Below are 15,080 nucleotides of genomic sequence, written 5' to 3'. Positions count from 1 at the left end.
TGCGCTGTCGCGTTCCTGAATTCAGGGGTTATCCCTGAACGGAAGCCGCGCATGACTGCGGAAATGGGGAGAAGTTACTGATCGCCCTTGAGCTCGACATCGAGCGGACGAGGATATTGGGAGACCGTGGACGCCAACGGCAGCCACAGCACGGAGGCCAGGCCAACACCGCCTTGCGCGTTCGGTTCGCCGTCGCGCAGTTCGATGTCACCGTCGTTGCGGCGCGCGTAGGCGCGGGCAATCGCCAGGCCCAGGCCCGAGCCCGACGAGGCGACCGGCTTGTCCGTGCCGACCCGCTCGAAACGCGCGAAAGCGCGCTGGCGCAGTATCGGGTCCAGCCCCGGCCCGTTGTCGGAAACAGCGACCTCGGCGCGGTTGTCGTGGCAGCAGACCGACACGGTGATGCGTGCGCCCGCGGGCGCGTAATGGATGGCGTTGTGCACCAGGTTCGACAAGGCTTCGTGCAGTTCGGCCTCGTTGCCCGACACCGGCGCGGGGATTTCCTGGCCCTCTTCGGAACCCGCCTGTACCCAGCCCAGGTCCTGCTGTTTTTCGTGCGCCAGCGGCAGATATTGCAGCACCACCTCGCGCGAGACGGCGTTCATGTCCAGCAGTTGCCGCGGCAACTGGTCGGCCTGGTTGGCGTGAGCCAGCGACAGCAGCTGTTCAGTCAGGCGACGTGTGCGACCCAGCTGGTCGACGATGCCGCGCAGGCCCTCCTGCGCCCGCGCCGGATCGCGTTCGCGCAGCGCATACTGCGCCTGCGTCAGCATGATGGCCAGCGGCGTGCGCAATTGATGCGACGCATCGGCCAGGAACTGCGACTGCTCGTCGAGGACGCGGCGGTAGCGGGCGATATGGTGATTGACCGCATCGACCAGCGGCGCCACTTCGCTGGGCACGCGCGAGGCATCCAGCGGCGTCAGGTCGTCGGGGCGGCGCGCGCGGATGTCGTTACGCAGGCGGCGCAGCGGCTTCAGCGCCCACGACACGCCCCACCACACCAGCAGCGCGACCAGCGCCAGCATGCGGGTGTCGCGCAGGATTTCCTGGCGCCGGGCATTGTTCTCGGCCTCGATGCGCTTGCCTGTGCTTTCAGCCACCACGACCAGCACCTGGCGGTGCTGACCCTGGTAGTACAGGTCGCGCACGACGGCCACGACGCGCACGGGATCGTTGCGATAGACGCTGTCGTAGAAAATCGGCTGGCTGTTGGAACGCGGCCAGGTGGGCGGACGCGGCATTTCCGGCATGCCGAGCAAAGTCTTGCCGGGCTCGGTGGGCACGGCGGCGCCGTCCGGCAGCGGCGGATCGATCTCTTCGATGCGGAAATACTTGCGCAGGCCAGCGCGGGACTCGAGCATCACCTGCGCGTACAGCGGCGTAGCGACCTGCAGGTTGCCGTCAGCAGTGAATTCCAGGCTGCTTTCCAGCACCCGGGCCGGCTCGACCAGGGCGCTGTCGTAGGCTTCGTTGGTGATCTCGGCCAGCGTGCGGTAGTCGTTCACGCTGTCCACGACCAGCAGCATGATCACGCCCGGCAGCAGCAGAATGATCAGCAGCGCGCGGATGCCCACGCGCGGCAGCTCGGATAGCCGCAGCCTCACTCAGGATTCCGCGGACTCGCTGGCGACGCTTTCCAGCATGTAGCCCAGCCCGCGCACGGTGACGATGCGCACGTCGCTGCCAGCCAGCTTCTTGCGCAGCCGGTGCAGCACCACCTCGATGGCGTCGGGATTGGCTTCGCTGTCGTGCGTGAAGACCTTGCCGAACAGCTGGGATTTGTCCACCGGATAGCCGCTGCGCGTGAGCAAGGCAGCCAGGGCGGCATGCTCGCGCGGGGTCAGGAACAGCAGCGAGCCGTCCAGGGTGAAGGCGCGGCTTTCGCTGTCGTAGGACAGCGAACCGCATTGCAGGCGCGGATGCTGGCGGCCGCGGCTGCGGCGCACCAGCGCCGTCAGGCGCGCTTCCAGTTCCTCGAGCGCGAAAGGCTTGGTGAGGAAATCGTCCGCGCCCAGGTTCAGGCCACGCACGCGGTCCTGCAAGGCGCCCTGGGCGGTCAGCAGGAGCACGGGGGTGCGGTCGTCGCGGTTGCGCATTTCACGCAGCACCACCAGGCCGTGCTTGTCGGGCAGGCGCAAGTCCATGACGATGGCGTCGTATTCGGTACCGGCCATGAAGGCTTCGGCGGTGCGGGCGTCGGCCGCGTGGTCCGGCACGAACCCGCTCTGGGCGAGCGCGCGCATCAACCAGGACGCCATGTCCCGTTCGTCTTCAACCAACAATATGCGCATGACCGTCCGTTCCTTCGGGCAGATTCTCTGCCGCCCGTTGCCCGTGCACCCGCTGGCGCAAGTAGCGGGTTTCGTGATGGCGCCGGAAGAGGATAGCCGACAGCTCGTTCAGCGCCTGGGTGTAGACGTCGCGCTTGAACTCGATCACGGCATCCAGGGGCACCCAATACTGGCTCCAGCGCCAGGCATCGAATTCCGGATGCTGCGTCGCGCGCAAGCACACGTCACTGTCACGTCCTACCAGGCGCAACAAGAACCAAATCTGTTTTTGTCCTTTATAGTGGCCACGCCACTCACGCCGGACGAAGTGATCGGGCACGTTATAACGTAACCAATCGCGTGTACGCCCCAAAATACGGACATGCTCGGGCTTCAAGCCCACCTCTTCATGGAGTTCGCGATACATGGCCTGCACCGGGCTTTCGCCATACTTGATGCCGCCTTGGGGGAACTGCCAGGCATGTTCCCTGATACGCTTGCCCCAAAAGACCTCGTTTCTACCGTTGACGAGAATGATGCCGACATTGGGGCGGTAGCCTTCGCGGTCAAGCATGGGCCACCCCCACCGAATTCAATACAATTACGATCGATTATACGTATCTGCAGCCACCTTTAAACATGCGCGCATCCAACTACCACATCAACACCCTCAAAGAAGCCCCTTCCGAAGCCGAAGTCGCCAGCCATCAGCTGATGACCCGGGCAGGGATGATCCGCAAGCTCGCGGGCGGCATCTACACCTACATGCCCCTGGGGCTGAAAGTCATTCGCAAGGTCGAGGCCATCGTCCGCGAAGAAATGAACGCCGCGGGTGCGATCGAGCTGCTGATGCCGGTGGTGCAGCCGGCCGAGCTCTGGCAGGAGTCGGGCCGCTGGGAGCAATACGGCGCCGAGCTGCTGCGCATCAAGGACCGGCACCAGCGCGATTTCGTGCTGCAGCCTACGTCCGAGGAAGTCATCACGGACATCGCGCGCAATGAAATCCACAGCTATCGCCAGCTGCCGGTGAACTTCTATCACATCCAGACCAAGTTCCGGGACGAGCGCCGCCCGCGCTTCGGCCTGATGCGCGGCCGCGAATTCACCATGAAGGACGCCTATTCGTTCGACCGCGACGAAGCCGGCGCGCAGGCCAGCTACGACACCATGTTCAACGCCTACATGCGCATTTTCGGCCGTCTGGGCCTGGAATTCCGCGCCGTGGCCGCTGACACGGGCTCGATCGGCGGCACCCGCAGCCACGAATTCCAGGTGATCGCCGACACCGGCGAAGACCTGCTGGTCTACAACGCCGACTCGGACTACGCCGCCAACATGGAACTGGCCGAGGCCCCCGGCCTGTACCCCACCCGCGCCGAACCCGCCCAGGCCATGGCCGAAGTGCCCACGCCGGGCGCCGCCAAGTGCGAAGACGTGGCCAAGCTGCTGGGCCTGCCGCTGGAGCGCACGATCAAGTCCATCGTGCTGGCCACCGACGGCGAGAAAGGCGCCGACATCTGGCTGCTGCTGCTGCGCGGCGACCACGAACTCAATGAAATCAAGGCAGGCAAGCTGCCCGGCCTGGCGGGCTTCCGTTTCGCCACGGAAACCGAGATCGTCGAAACCTTCGGCTGCAAGCCGGGCTACCTGGGCCCGGTCAAGACCGTCCGCCCCGTGCACGTCATTGCCGACCGCACCGTGGCCAACATGGCCGATTTCGTCTGCGGCGCGAACAAGGAAGACTTCCACATCCAAGGCGTGAACTGGGGCCGTGACCTGCCCGAGCCCGAACTGGTAGCGGACCTGCGCAACGTGGTTGCCGGCGACCCCTCGCCGGACGGCAAGGGCACCCTGTCGATCCAGCGCGGCATCGAAGTCGGCCACGTGTTCTACCTGGGCAAGAAGTACTCGGAAGCCCTCAAGGCCACCTTCCTGGACGAAACCGGCAAGCCCGCCGTCCTGGAAATGGGCTGCTACGGCATCGGCGTGACCCGCATCGTGGGCGCGGCCATCGAGCAGAACCACGACGCCCGCGGCATCATCTGGCCGCGCGCGATCGCCCCCTTCGAAGTGGTAATCTGCCCGGTCGGCTGGGGCAAAAGTGAAACCGTGCGTGACACCGCGCAAAAGCTCTATGAATCCCTGCTGGCGCGCGGCGTGGACGTCATCCTGGACGACCGCGATGCCCGCCCGGGCGTGATGTTTGCTGAATGGGAGCTGATCGGCGCCCCGCTGCGTGTAACAGTTGGAGAACGCGGGCTGAACGATGGTGTGGTGGAATTGCAGGCCCGTCGGGAAACCGAAGCGGCCAAGATTCCGGTAGAGTCCGCGCTTGAAGCCGTGCTGACGAAACTCGACACGCTGTAAACTTTATAGTAACTACGGACTTTCCGCGTCCCGACTGCCCTTTCCTATCCATCGTGACCGATCCGAAGTCCGCCGAATCCGTCCTGCAGGTCCGTGTCTATTACGAGGACACGGATGCAGGCGGAGTGGTTTTCTACGCCAACTACTTGAAATTCCTGGAGCGCGCACGCACCGAGTGGCTGCGCGACCTGGGGGTCAACCAGTCCAACCTGGCGGTCAGCGAGCAACGTCTATTCGTTGTCCGCTCCCTGGACATGTCCTACCGCAAGCCGGCCAGGCTGGACGATTTACTGACGATACGCAGCCGGGTCACACGACTGGGCCGCGCTTCGATACACTTCGCGCAACGCGCGGAACGCGACGGGGAACTGCTTGCCGAAGGCAACATCCAAGTCTGCTGCGTCGATGCCGTTCACATGCGGCCGGCGGAGTTGCCGGCTGACGTTCGCGCCAAACTGGAATTCATTCAGGAATAACCATGCAAGTCACCAACGACATGTCGTTGCTTTCGCTGATTTCGCACGCCAGCGTGCCGGTCCAGCTGATCATGCTGATGCTGTTGGGCATTTCGATCATGTCCTGGACCTATATCTTCGCCAAGCGGCTGGCGATCAAGCGGGCCCATGCCCAGACCCGCCGCTTCGAAGACGATTTCTGGTCGGGCGGCGACCTGTCCATGTTGCAGCAGGCCGTGGCCTCGCGCCGCGACGAGCAAGGCGCGCTGGCTCGCATCTTCGATGCCGGCATGACCGAATTCCTGAAAGCCCGCCGCGGCAATGCCTCCGGCGACGCCACCGCCCTGCTGGACGGCCCGCGCCGCGCCATGCGCGCCGCCTACCAGCGCGAGATGGATTCGCTGGAATCGCACCTGAACTTCCTGGCTTCGGCCGGCTCCGTGTCCCCTTACATCGGCCTGCTGGGTACGGTCTGGGGGATCATGCACGCCTTCATCGGCCTGTCGAACATGCAGCAGGCCACCCTGGCCTCGGTGGCTCCCGGCATCGCGGAAGCGCTGATCGCCACCGCCATCGGCCTGTTCGCGGCCATTCCCGCCGTGGTCGCCTACAACCGCTTCACGAACGACATCGATCGCATCTCGATCCGTTTCGACAGCTTCGTCGATGAATTCCTGAACATTCTGCAACGGCAGGTGCGCTAATGCCCTCGGTAAGCTCACGCGGCAGGTCCGGCCGCCGCATGAAGGCCGACATCAATGTGGTGCCGTACATTGACGTGATGCTGGTGCTGCTGGTCATCTTCATGGTGACCGCCCCTCTCATCACGCCCGGCCTGATCCAGTTGCCCTCCGTTGGCGCGGCCTCGGACGTGCCGGTCAAGCCGCTGGAAGTCCAGATTTCGGAAGACGGCAAGATCGCCCTGCGCGTGCGCGAACCCGGCGCCACCATGCAGGACATCGCGCGCCCCGAGCTGGTGGCGCAAGTGCGTTCGCGAATTACCGCGGAAACCCCGGTGGTCATCGCCGCCGACGGCAAGGTGCCCTACGAGACGGTCGTGAAGGTCATGGATGAACTTCGCACCAGCGGCATCACCCGCCTGGGTCTGCTGGTGGACCAGTCCGCCGGCGCATCCCAGCCAGCTCCCGCGAAAAAACGCTAACGCGACGCCTTCCGCCGGCGCCGCCGGCATGCAACGCTCATGACGCCACCCATAATCCGACACCGCAGCGGCCCCCCGGCCACCCCGCCCAACCACGACAACCGGAAGGCATTGATCCTGGCCGTGGCCGTGCACGTGCTGCTGCTGATCGTCTTGATCTTTGGCGTGAACTGGCGCTCCGAGAGCCCCGGCCCCGTGCAGGTACAGCTCTGGGCAGACGGCAACTCGCCCGACTCCCCGCCGCCCACGCCGCAACCCGAACCCCCGAAGCCGCAGCCCAAGCCGGAACCGAAGCCGGAACCTGAAAAGGCGCCCGAGCCTCCCCCGCCGCCGCCCCCTCCTCCCAAGCCTGAGCCCGAGGCCCAGCCCAAGACCGAGGAAGTCGATCCCGAGATCGCGCTGCAGGAAGCCAAGAAAAAGCGCGAGCAAGAGGAAAAGGCACGCCAGGCCGCCGAAGCCGCCAAGGAAAAGGCGCGCCTCGACGAAGAACGCAAGCAGGCCGAACTGAAGGAAAAGAAGCGCCTGGAGCAGGAACGCCAGGCCGCTGAAAAGGCTGCTGCCGAAAAGGCCGCCGAGAAAGCCGCCGCCGACAAGGCTGCCGCCGAGAAGAAGGCCAAGGACGACGCCGCCAAGAAGGCCGCGGCGGAAAAGGCTGCCGCCGAAAAGGCCGCTGCCGAGAAGGCTGCGGAAGAAAAGGCTGAAAAGGCGGCTGCCGAAAAGGCTGCCGCCGAGAAGAAAGCCGCGGCCGAGAAGAAGGCCAAGGAAGAAGCCGCCAAGAAGGCCGCCGCCGACAAGGCGCTGAAGGATGCCTTCCGCAATGACGCCCTGGGCGCCGCCGGCATCCCCGGCGGCACGGCCGACCGCAACCAGGCGGGCGGCGGACGCGACAGCGGCTATGGCGCCAAGGTCCGCGCCTGCGTGCAACCCGGGGTGGCTTATCCGCCCCCGCCCCGCAGCGGATCGGAAAATCCCACGGCACAATACCGGGTACAGTTAGGTTCCGACGGGAAGGTCAACGGCGTCACCTTGACCAGTTCTTCGGGCAATGCCGGCTTCGACCGTGCGGTCGAGACGGGCATCCGCCGTTGCAACCCCTTCCCGAAGCCCTCGACGGGCCGCTACGAACCCATTATTGACGTTGTGTACAGAATGTATGATTGACAGGAGATTGATGAATATGACTCCCGCTTATAGCCGACGAGTACCCCCCCTCGCTCTCTGGCGATCGTATGGACTCGGGCTGCTGATGCTGGCCCTGGCCTGCCTGATGGCCATCAAGCCCGCCCATGCGCAGCTGCGCGTCGATATTTCCGGTACCGGCGCCACCCAATACCCCGTGGCCATCGCCGATTTCGCGGTCGACGACACCCATGGCCGCGCCCTGGCCGAAGTCATCCGCGCCGACCTGACCCGCACGGGCCAGTTTCGCCTGATCAACGCCGCCGGTTCCGGCCTGAACGTGGACTCCCCCATCGCCCATGACGACTGGCGCGGCAAGGGCGCCGATTTCATCGCCTACGGCAGCATCGTGCGCGGCGCCGACGGCCGCTACGACGTGCGCTACCGCCTGGCCGACACGGTCAAGAAGAGTCAGCTGGACGGCGTGGCGTTCTCGGGTACCGAGCAGGAACTGCGTCGCGTGGCGCACCAGATCGCCGACCGCATTTACGAGAAGATCACCGGCGTTAAGGGCGTTTTCTCGACTCGTATCGCGTACGTGCTGAAGAAGGGCGCCACCTACGAACTGCAGGTGGCAGACGCCGACGGACAGAACCCGCAGGTCGCCCTGCGTTCGCGCGAGCCCATCATTTCGCCGTCCTGGTCGCCCGATGGCTCCAAGCTCGCCTATGTGAGCTTCGAATCCGGCAAACCTGTCGTCTACGTGCACAATCTGGCAACCAGCGCCCGCTCGCCTGTCGCCAACTTCAAGGGCAACAACAGTGCGCCCGGCTGGTCGCCCGATGGCAGCAAGCTGGCGGTGGCTCTGACCCGCGATGGTTTGTCGCAAATTTACATCGTTGGCGCGACCGACGGCTCGAATCCGACCCGAGTTACGCGTTCTCCCGGGATTGACACCGAACCGAGCTTTACGCCAGACGGTGCTTCCATTATCTTTACGAGTGACCGCAGCGGCGGGCCGCAGATCTACCAGACCGGCTCGAGTGGTGGCGAAGCACGCCGCCTCACGTTTAATGGTGGTTACAACATATCACCCCGAATTTCCCCCGATGGATCGACGCTGCTGTACGTTGCAAGACGCGACGGCGCGTTTCGAATCGCATCGTTGAACCTGTCCTCAGGCTCCGAGACCTTGTTGACTGATGGTCGTGACGATCAGTCCCCGAGTTTTGCGCCGAATGGAATGCAAGTCCTCTACGCAGCCATCCAAAATGGCCGTAGCGTGCTTGCTGGTGTCTCGAGCGATGGCCGCGTACGGCAGACGCTTTCGGTACTGAATGGGGAAATACGTGAACCGACTTGGGGCCCATTTACCCGATAACACGTGTGACTCTCTTTGCAAAGGAACTATCATGAAGTCGCGCATTGCCAAAAGCCTAACCATCGCCGCTCTGGCTGCCGCCCTGGCAGCTTGCAGCTCCGTCCCTCTCGACGATAAAGCGGGTCAGGGCGGAGGCGCTGGCCAAGGATCCTCGGCCTCTGGCCAGATCCTTGATCCCTTCAACCCCCAAAGCATCCTGGCGCAACAGCGCTCGGTGTACTTTGACTTCGACAGCTACACGGTGTCGGACCAGTACCGCAGCTTGGTCGAAACCCACGCCAAGTACCTGGCCTCGCATCAGCAGCAGACCATCAAGATCGAAGGCAACACCGACGAACGCGGCGGCGCTGAATACAACCTGGCCCTGGGCCAGCGCCGTGCCGACGCTGTGCGCCGCATGATGACCCTGCTGGGCGTCAGCGACAACCAGATCGAAACCATCAGCTTCGGTAAAGAAAAGCCGAAGGCGACTGGCACGTCGGAAGCCGACTTCGCGGAAAACCGCCGCGCCGATATCGTTTATCGCCGCTAAGCTTTTTCGTATAGTCTAGAGCCCTACCACGCGTCGGGACGGTCAACCGGCCGTCCCGACGTTTGTTTTTATACCCGGGAATTTTCATGCGCGATAACGTTCTGTCCCTGCGTCCTCTGATTGCGGCCACCGGCCTGGTGCTTGCCGCCCTTGCGGCGCCCGCCCACGCTTTTTCCGACGATGAAGCCCGCCGGGCCATCCTGGACTTGCGCCAACAGGTGCAGCAGCAGAACGAACAAAGCCAGCGCGCCAAGCTGCAATTGGCCGACCAGATCCAGGCCTTGCAGCAGGAAGTCGCCCAACTGCGCGACCAACTCGAACTGGTGTCGCGCCAGCAGCCCTCGGCCAAGCCGGGCGGCGCGGCGGGCAGCGCCAATCCGCCGGGGGCCTCCGCTGGCGATCCCCAGGAACAGGCCGCCTATGACGGCGCGATCGATCTGTTCCGCAAGGGCCAGTACAAGGAAGCGTCCGAATCGCTGGCCGCCTTCACCGCCCTGTACCCCGCCAGCCAGCTCGCGCCCAGCGCCCAGTTCTACCTGGGCAGCAGCCGCTATGCGCTGAAGGACTTCAAGGGCGCCATCGAGCAGTTGAACGCCATGGTGCAGAAGGCCCCGGACAACGCGCGCGCACCGGACGCCCTGCTGGTCATCGCCGGCAGCCAGATCGAAATGAACAACCGCGCCGGCGCCAAGACCACGCTGCAGCGCATCGTGCGCGACTACCCGACCACGCCGGCCGCCAACACGGCCAAGAGCCGTCTCCAGCTGCTGCAGTAATGCCGCCTGCCGCGAGCGCGGTTGCCGCTTACCAGCACATCCTGCGCCGCCGGGCAGGGCTTATCGCCCTGCTGCTGGCGGCGCTTTTCATTGCGCTGCTGGCCGACTTCACGGTCGGCCCTTCGGGCCTGCCCTGGGGCGAACTGTGGCAGACGCTCACGGCTCCCGCCGCGGCCGATCCAACCACACGCGTGATCGTGTGGGAGATCCGCCTGCCATCGGCGCTGATGGCGGCTCTGGTCGGCATGGCACTGGGAATGGCGGGCGCGGAAATGCAGACCATCCTGAACAACCCGCTCGCCAGCCCGTTCACGCTGGGCGTGTCGTCCGCTGCGGCCTTTGGCGCCTCGCTGGCCATCGTGCTGCAGCTGGGCCTGCCCGGCGTCCCCGCCGGCTGGCTGGTGGCGGGCAACGCCTTCCTGTTTGCGCTGCTGGCGGCGCTGATGCTGGACGCCGTGACCCGCTGGGGCGGCATGAATACCTCGGGCGTGGTGCTGTTCGGCATTGCCATGCTGTTTACCTTCAATGCCCTGGTGTCGCTGGTGCAGTTCATGGCCAGCGCCGAGGCGCTGCAGAACCTGGTGTTCTGGACCATGGGCAGCCTGTCGCGTTCCAGCTGGACCACGGTCGGCGTGCTGGCTGGGGCCTTTGCAGTGGCGCTGCCGCTGGCCATGCGCCAATCCTGGAAGCTGACCGCGCTGCGCCTGGGTGAAGACCGCGCCGCAAGCTTCGGCGTGGACGTGCGCCGCGTGCGCGTCGCGGCGCTGGCCCGGGTCAGCCTGCTGTCGGCGCTGGCCGTGGCTTTTGTCGGCACGATAGGCTTCATCGGGCTGGTCGCGCCGCACATTGCGCGGCGGCTGTTTGGCGAGGACCACCGGTTCTTCCTGCCGGGCAGCGCGCTGGTGGGCGCGGTGATCCTGTCGCTAGCGTCGATCGCCTCCAAGAACCTCATGCCGGGCGTGATCGTGCCGGTGGGCATCGTGACGGCACTGGTCGGCATACCCTTTTTTGCGTCGGTGGTGCTGCGCCGGCAGATGCCATGACCGCGCCGCGCACCGCTTCTGCAACGACGCTATCCGTGCGCGGCCTCACCGCCGGCTACGGACGCACGGACGTGCTGCATGCGCTGTCGATACCCGAGTTGGCCGCCGGCCAGGTGACCGCCCTGCTCGGTCCCAATGGCAGCGGCAAATCCACCCTGCTCAAGGCACTGGCGGGCCTGGTCCGCGTGCGCGCCGGAAACGTCACGCTGGACGGCCGCGACCTGCTGCGACAAAGCTTCGGCGAACGCGCGCGGCACGTGGTCTACCTGCCCCAGGGCCTGCCCGCCGCCGTGCACCTGCGGGTGTTCGAATCCGTGCTGGTGGCGGCCAAGGCCGGCGACGGCCTGGGTACGCCGGTGGACATGCACGCCATAGACCGGCTGCTGGAGCGCCTGGGCATTGCCCATCTGGCCTTGCAGTACCTGGATTCGCTGTCCGGCGGACAGAAGCAACTGGTGGGACTGGCGCAGGCCTTGATCCGCCATCCGCGCGTACTGCTGCTGGACGAGCCGCTTTCGGCGCTGGACCTGAACTACCAGTTCCACGTCATGCAACTGCTGCGGCAGGAAACCCTGGAGCACGGCCTGATCAGCGTCATCGTGCTGCATGACCTGAACGTGGCGCTGCAGCACGCCGACCGGGCCGTCATGATCCATGATGGCCAGCTGCACGCCGAGGGGCTGCCGGCGGATGTGATCACGCCGGCATCGCTGGCGGCGGTCTACGGGGTGGAAGGACGGGTGGAGGCCTGCTCGCGCGGCCTGCGGCAGGTGCTGATCGACGGGCTGCAAGCACACCCGCACTGAGCGCGAGACGGCGCGATGTCAGGCGCGCAGCGCCACGTCCACGACCGGCGCGCCGGTCATGTCCGCCAACTGCCGCGGCGTCAGGTTGAACACCGCGTGCGGATGCCCGGCGGCGGCCCACAGGCTGTCGTAGTTGAAGAGATCCGCGTCCAACAGCATCACCGGCTTGACCGCATGGCCGATGGGGCACACGCCGCCGATCGCGTAGCCGGTCATGTCGCGCACGAACTTCGCGTCCGCCTTGGCCAGCCCGCCCACCTGCGAGGCCACCTTGGCCTCGTCCACGCGGTTCGCGCCGCTGGCGATGACCAGCACCGGCGCGTCATCCGAGGCGCGCCGGAAGATGATGGACTTGGCGATCTGCGCAACCTCGCAGCCTAGCCCCGCCGCCGCTTCCGCCGAGGTCTTGCCGGTTTGCGGCAGGACGACCACGGGCTTGTCATGGCCCAGCTCCAGCAGCAGGCGCGCGACGCGCTGGGCGGATTCGGGCAAGGCGGCAAGGGACTCAGGCGACATCGGGGCGGCTCCGTGGAGTTGGGAAATCAGCGCGACCAGCGCGCCGAGGGATCGGAAAACGAGTTTATCAGCGCCGGCGCCCGGCGCCCGGCGCCTGCGGGCTAGAATGCGCTCCTGGCTTTCCCATCCGACACCCATGCGTTCCGAACCCGTCCTGCCCCTGCAAACCGCCCTGATCGGCGGCTACGCCTTGTCCTACACCGAGTACGGCAGCGGCGCGCCTCTGGTGCTGGTGCACGGTTCCCTGTCCGACTGCCGCTACTGGAAGTCGCAGATGGCGCCGTTGGGCAAGTCGTTCCGCGTGCTGGCGGTATGCCTGCGCCGCTACTGGCCCGAGACCTGGGATGGCGAGGGTGATGGCTTTTCGATCGAACAGCATGCCAGCGACGTGCTGGAGTTCGTCGATACCGTGGCGGGCGAACCGGCCCATCTGGTGGGGCATTCCCGCGGCGGCCGCGTAGCGCTGGAAGCGGCGCTGCAGCAGCCCGGCGCGCTGCGCAGCCTGACCCTGGCCGACCCGGGCCTGCCCTTGCCTGGTGACGACGACCTGCGCGGCGGTTTTCGCCAGCGCGCGCTGGCGCTCATCCGCGACGGCGAGATCGAAGACGGCCTGGCGCTGTTCGTGGATACCGTGACTGGCCCCGACACCTGGCAACGCATGGTGCCGTGGTTCAAGGAGATGGTGCGCGACAACGTCGGCACGCTGTTCGGACAGGCCGAGGAGAAGCCCGAAGCGCTGACGCCGGCGCAGATCGGCACGCTGAAGCTGCCGACCCTGCTGATTGGCGGCGCGCTCAGCCCTGCCCCCTACCCGGCCGTGCTGGACGCGTTGTCGCAATGGCTGCCGCAGGCGCAGCGGGTGACGATCACGGGATCGTCGCATGGCATGAACTTGGGCAACCCGCGCGCCTTCAACGGCGCCATCGAAGCCTTCATCAACGGCTGACGCCGGATCTGCCCGGCCGCAGCGCGCGCCTCAGGGTTCGACCGAAGGCGTGTGCTTCAAGCGCCGCAACACAAAGGTGGATCGGCTGTGCCGCACGCCGCGCAGCTTGTAGAGCCGCTTGCGCAGGAATTCCTCGTAGCCTTCGGTCCCCGCCACTGCCACCTTGATCAGATAGTCGTACTCGCCCGTCACGAGAAAGGCCTCGACCACTTCCGGCAGCCGCGTGATCTCTTCGCCAAAGCGCGCCAGCGTGTCGTCGTCGTGATGTTCCAGCGTCACCTCGATCATGACGGTGTCCGGCAGGCCCAGCGCTTTCTGGTTCAAGAGGGCCGCGTAGCCTTCGATCACGCCCGCCTCTTCCAGGGCCTTGACCCGGTTCCAGCAGGGCGTGGGCGACAGCCCCACCTGCTCGGCCAGCTTCAGGTTGGTGAGGCGTCCGTCGGCGCGTAGCGCGCGCAGGATCTTGCGGTCGGTTTCGTCGATTTTGGGCGATGCGGGCATGATGGACGGATAACGAAGATATTTTCCCTTCAAAAACTAATTCTACAAGACAACTATTCTTCAGATTTCCCAAATATGGCGTGAATCAGGAAACCTATTTTGCCCTCCTGCCCGTAGACTCTCCTGCAAGACGGTCACCTATCCCGCCCGTCCGATTTCGGCGTCCACGCTGCGGCACAACCCGGCGCAGGCGCCGGCAGTATCAACGCAGCACGCCGCGCGCCGATCCGCGCGGCAGGAAACCATGTCTCTCGCAGCAGCAGCACCCGCAAGATCCGGCCTGGGCCTGTCCGGCACCGCCATGCTTTTCGCCGCTCCGGCGCTATTCGCCTCCAACATGGTGGCGGCCCGCTGGGCCCATGATGCCAACCTCCCTCCTGTTTTTCTGGCCTTCGGCCGCTGGCTGATCGCCCTGCTGATCCTGCTGCCGCTTGCCGCGCCCGCACTGCGCGCGCACCGCAAGACCTTGTGGCGCGCCCTGCCGTCGCTGGCGCCGCTGGCAGTGCTGGGCATGGGCGTGGCCGTGGCACCGCAGTACATCGGCGCCCAGAACACCAGCGCGACCAATATCGCCCTGATCTTTTCGTGCAGCCCTATCCTGGTGGCGCTGCTGGAAGCCATCATCTGGCGCAAGCCGCTGTCCGCCCTGCGCGGCGCGGGCCTGGCGCTGGCCCTGGGCGGCGTGCTGGTGGTGCTGGCGCGCGGCGATGCGCAGACGCTGGCCCGCCTGGATTTCGGCCAGGGCGACCTCTGGGTGCTGCTGGCCGCCACCGGCTGGGCCTTCTACACCGTGCTGCAAAAGCGGCTGAGTCTGCCCGCGGTGCCGGACAGCGCCCGGCTGGCGGCCATGATGCTGGGCGGCGTGCTGGCCCTGGCGCCCTTTGCCGCGATCGAGGCTGCGGCCGGCGCCACGCCGCCCTGGGGCGATCCGCGGCTGGCCGCGGTGCTGCTGTTCCTGGCGGTGGTGCCCAGCCTGGGCGCGTACTACGTGTACGGCCGCCTGATCAGCCAGGCGGGGCCAGCCACGGCGGGGCTGTCGATGTTCCTGGTGCCGGTCTATGCCGCGCTGCTGGCCTGGCCGCTGCTGGGCGAGGCCCCGCAGCTGTTCCATGCCTACGGCTTCGTGATGATTCTGCTGGGCGTGAAACTGGCCTCGTCGCGCATGCGCGCGGCGGCGGCCACGGCCGCCGCCCCCGCCTGACG

Annotated in this window: 17 protein-coding genes; 12 read left to right on the top strand and 5 right to left on the bottom strand. The window is 65.9% G+C overall.

All coding sequences use genetic code 11. From position 1 onward, the window contains the following. Positions 1-74: 74 nt before the first annotated feature. The 3 genes from AC1RHV_RS27350 to AC1RHV_RS27340 are packed head-to-tail and all read right to left on the bottom strand — an operon-like array spanning position 75 to position 2,847. Positions 75-1,577, bottom strand: a complete 1,503-nt coding sequence (locus tag AC1RHV_RS27350; RefSeq protein WP_119449443.1) for a sensor histidine kinase — start codon at positions 1,575-1,577, stop codon at positions 75-77. A gap of 30 nt (positions 1,578-1,607) precedes the next feature. Further along, on the bottom strand, positions 1,608-2,294 hold the full coding sequence (locus AC1RHV_RS27345; RefSeq protein WP_008157866.1) for a response regulator: 687 nt from the start codon (positions 2,292-2,294) through the stop codon (positions 1,608-1,610). Next, a complete protein-coding gene (locus AC1RHV_RS27340; RefSeq protein ID WP_042796390.1) occupies positions 2,275-2,847 on the bottom strand; it encodes an RNA pyrophosphohydrolase in 573 nt (190 codons plus the stop codon). Before AC1RHV_RS27340 ends, AC1RHV_RS27345 begins: the two co-directional genes overlap by 20 nt. Before the next feature lie 65 nt (positions 2,848-2,912). Here AC1RHV_RS27340 and AC1RHV_RS27335 point away from each other — a divergent pair, with 65 nt between their 5' ends. From AC1RHV_RS27335 to AC1RHV_RS27290, 10 genes are all read left to right on the top strand, one after another. Continuing rightward, the gene (locus tag AC1RHV_RS27335) at positions 2,913-4,640 is read left to right on the top strand and encodes a proline--tRNA ligase (protein ID WP_054458515.1); all 1,728 of its coding nucleotides are present in this window, start codon (positions 2,913-2,915) and stop codon (positions 4,638-4,640) included. Positions 4,641-4,693: 53 nt separating this feature from the next. Continuing rightward, entirely contained in the window at positions 4,694-5,116 is a 423-nt protein-coding gene (gene ybgC / locus AC1RHV_RS27330; protein WP_054458513.1) for a tol-pal system-associated acyl-CoA thioesterase, read from the top strand. Between the two features lie 2 nt (positions 5,117-5,118). Next, positions 5,119-5,799, top strand: coding sequence for a protein TolQ (tolQ, locus tag AC1RHV_RS27325; protein WP_054458511.1), 681 nt, complete (start codon positions 5,119-5,121; stop codon positions 5,797-5,799). Next, positions 5,799-6,257, top strand: a complete 459-nt coding sequence (locus AC1RHV_RS27320) for an ExbD/TolR family protein (protein ID WP_054458509.1) — start codon at positions 5,799-5,801, stop codon at positions 6,255-6,257. The genes tolQ and AC1RHV_RS27320 overlap by 1 nt, the downstream gene beginning before the upstream one ends. Before the next feature lie 39 nt (positions 6,258-6,296). Then, positions 6,297-7,418, top strand: coding sequence for a cell envelope integrity protein TolA (gene tolA / locus AC1RHV_RS27315; RefSeq protein ID WP_054458507.1), 1,122 nt, complete (start codon positions 6,297-6,299; stop codon positions 7,416-7,418). Between the two features lie 16 nt (positions 7,419-7,434). Further along, positions 7,435-8,757: a Tol-Pal system beta propeller repeat protein TolB gene (gene tolB, locus AC1RHV_RS27310; protein WP_054458554.1), complete on the top strand. Its 1,323-nt coding sequence runs from the start codon at positions 7,435-7,437 to the stop codon at positions 8,755-8,757. 31 nt (positions 8,758-8,788) lie between these two features. Next, positions 8,789-9,289 carry a peptidoglycan-associated lipoprotein Pal gene (gene pal, locus AC1RHV_RS27305; RefSeq protein ID WP_042796384.1) on the top strand — a complete coding sequence of 167 codons (501 nt, stop codon included), beginning with the start codon at positions 8,789-8,791 and terminating at the stop codon, positions 9,287-9,289. 86 nt (positions 9,290-9,375) lie between these two features. After that, the gene (gene ybgF / locus AC1RHV_RS27300; RefSeq protein WP_054458506.1) at positions 9,376-10,065 is read left to right on the top strand and encodes a tol-pal system protein YbgF; all 690 of its coding nucleotides are present in this window, start codon (positions 9,376-9,378) and stop codon (positions 10,063-10,065) included. Then, positions 10,065-11,108: a FecCD family ABC transporter permease gene (locus tag AC1RHV_RS27295; protein ID WP_492302305.1), complete on the top strand. Its 1,044-nt coding sequence runs from the start codon at positions 10,065-10,067 to the stop codon at positions 11,106-11,108. The genes ybgF and AC1RHV_RS27295 overlap by 1 nt, the downstream gene beginning before the upstream one ends. Then, positions 11,105-11,914 (top strand): ABC transporter ATP-binding protein, encoded by an 810-nt coding sequence (locus AC1RHV_RS27290; RefSeq protein WP_492302304.1) that lies wholly within the window; start codon positions 11,105-11,107, stop codon positions 11,912-11,914. The genes AC1RHV_RS27295 and AC1RHV_RS27290 overlap by 4 nt, the downstream gene beginning before the upstream one ends. 18 nt (positions 11,915-11,932) lie before the next feature. On the opposite strand, the gene AC1RHV_RS27285 is transcribed toward AC1RHV_RS27290, so the two are convergent. Further along, on the bottom strand, positions 11,933-12,430 hold the full coding sequence (locus AC1RHV_RS27285) for a YbaK/EbsC family protein (protein ID WP_054458501.1): 498 nt from the start codon (positions 12,428-12,430) through the stop codon (positions 11,933-11,935). Between the two features lie 136 nt (positions 12,431-12,566). Here AC1RHV_RS27285 and AC1RHV_RS27280 point away from each other — a divergent pair, with 136 nt between their 5' ends. Beyond that, positions 12,567-13,376, top strand: a complete 810-nt coding sequence (locus AC1RHV_RS27280) for an alpha/beta fold hydrolase (protein ID WP_492302303.1) — start codon at positions 12,567-12,569, stop codon at positions 13,374-13,376. A gap of 30 nt (positions 13,377-13,406) precedes the next feature. On the opposite strand, the gene AC1RHV_RS27275 is transcribed toward AC1RHV_RS27280, so the two are convergent. Continuing rightward, positions 13,407-13,877: an Lrp/AsnC family transcriptional regulator gene (locus AC1RHV_RS27275; RefSeq protein ID WP_054458496.1), complete on the bottom strand. Its 471-nt coding sequence runs from the start codon at positions 13,875-13,877 to the stop codon at positions 13,407-13,409. A gap of 244 nt (positions 13,878-14,121) precedes the next feature. Here AC1RHV_RS27275 and AC1RHV_RS27270 point away from each other — a divergent pair, with 244 nt between their 5' ends. Next, on the top strand, positions 14,122-15,078 hold the full coding sequence (locus AC1RHV_RS27270) for a DMT family transporter (RefSeq protein ID WP_225596917.1): 957 nt from the start codon (positions 14,122-14,124) through the stop codon (positions 15,076-15,078). The last annotated feature ends 2 nt before the right edge of the window (positions 15,079-15,080 follow it).

The sequence above is a fragment of the Achromobacter sp. GW823-FHT04E03 genome (genome assembly GCF_058796095.1).
The sequence above is the reverse complement of the archived record's forward strand: the minus strand, read 5'-3'. Positions and strand labels throughout refer to the sequence as shown.

Excerpts from the sequence above, each read along its gene's own strand:
- AC1RHV_RS27345 (WP_008157866.1), bottom strand. The coding sequence starts at position 2,294 with ATGCGCATATTGTTGGTTGAAGACGAACGGGACATGGCGTCCTGGTTG.
- AC1RHV_RS27340 (WP_042796390.1), bottom strand. The coding sequence starts at position 2,847 with ATGCTTGACCGCGAAGGCTACCGCCCCAATGTCGGCATCATTCTCGTC.
- AC1RHV_RS27335 (WP_054458515.1), top strand. The coding sequence starts at position 2,913 with ATGCGCGCATCCAACTACCACATCAACACCCTCAAAGAAGCCCCTTCC.
- tolQ (WP_054458511.1), top strand. The coding sequence starts at position 5,119 with ATGCAAGTCACCAACGACATGTCGTTGCTTTCGCTGATTTCGCACGCC.
- AC1RHV_RS27320 (WP_054458509.1), top strand. The coding sequence starts at position 5,799 with ATGCCCTCGGTAAGCTCACGCGGCAGGTCCGGCCGCCGCATGAAGGCC.
- tolA (WP_054458507.1), top strand. The coding sequence starts at position 6,297 with ATGACGCCACCCATAATCCGACACCGCAGCGGCCCCCCGGCCACCCCG.
- tolB (WP_054458554.1), top strand. The coding sequence starts at position 7,435 with ATGACTCCCGCTTATAGCCGACGAGTACCCCCCCTCGCTCTCTGGCGA.
- pal (WP_042796384.1), top strand. The coding sequence starts at position 8,789 with ATGAAGTCGCGCATTGCCAAAAGCCTAACCATCGCCGCTCTGGCTGCC.
- ybgF (WP_054458506.1), top strand. The coding sequence starts at position 9,376 with ATGCGCGATAACGTTCTGTCCCTGCGTCCTCTGATTGCGGCCACCGGC.
- AC1RHV_RS27295 (WP_492302305.1), top strand. The coding sequence starts at position 10,065 with ATGCCGCCTGCCGCGAGCGCGGTTGCCGCTTACCAGCACATCCTGCGC.
- AC1RHV_RS27290 (WP_492302304.1), top strand. The coding sequence starts at position 11,105 with ATGACCGCGCCGCGCACCGCTTCTGCAACGACGCTATCCGTGCGCGGC.
- AC1RHV_RS27285 (WP_054458501.1), bottom strand. The coding sequence starts at position 12,430 with ATGTCGCCTGAGTCCCTTGCCGCCTTGCCCGAATCCGCCCAGCGCGTC.
- AC1RHV_RS27280 (WP_492302303.1), top strand. The coding sequence starts at position 12,567 with ATGCGTTCCGAACCCGTCCTGCCCCTGCAAACCGCCCTGATCGGCGGC.
- AC1RHV_RS27275 (WP_054458496.1), bottom strand. The coding sequence starts at position 13,877 with ATGCCCGCATCGCCCAAAATCGACGAAACCGACCGCAAGATCCTGCGC.
- AC1RHV_RS27270 (WP_225596917.1), top strand. The coding sequence starts at position 14,122 with ATGTCTCTCGCAGCAGCAGCACCCGCAAGATCCGGCCTGGGCCTGTCC.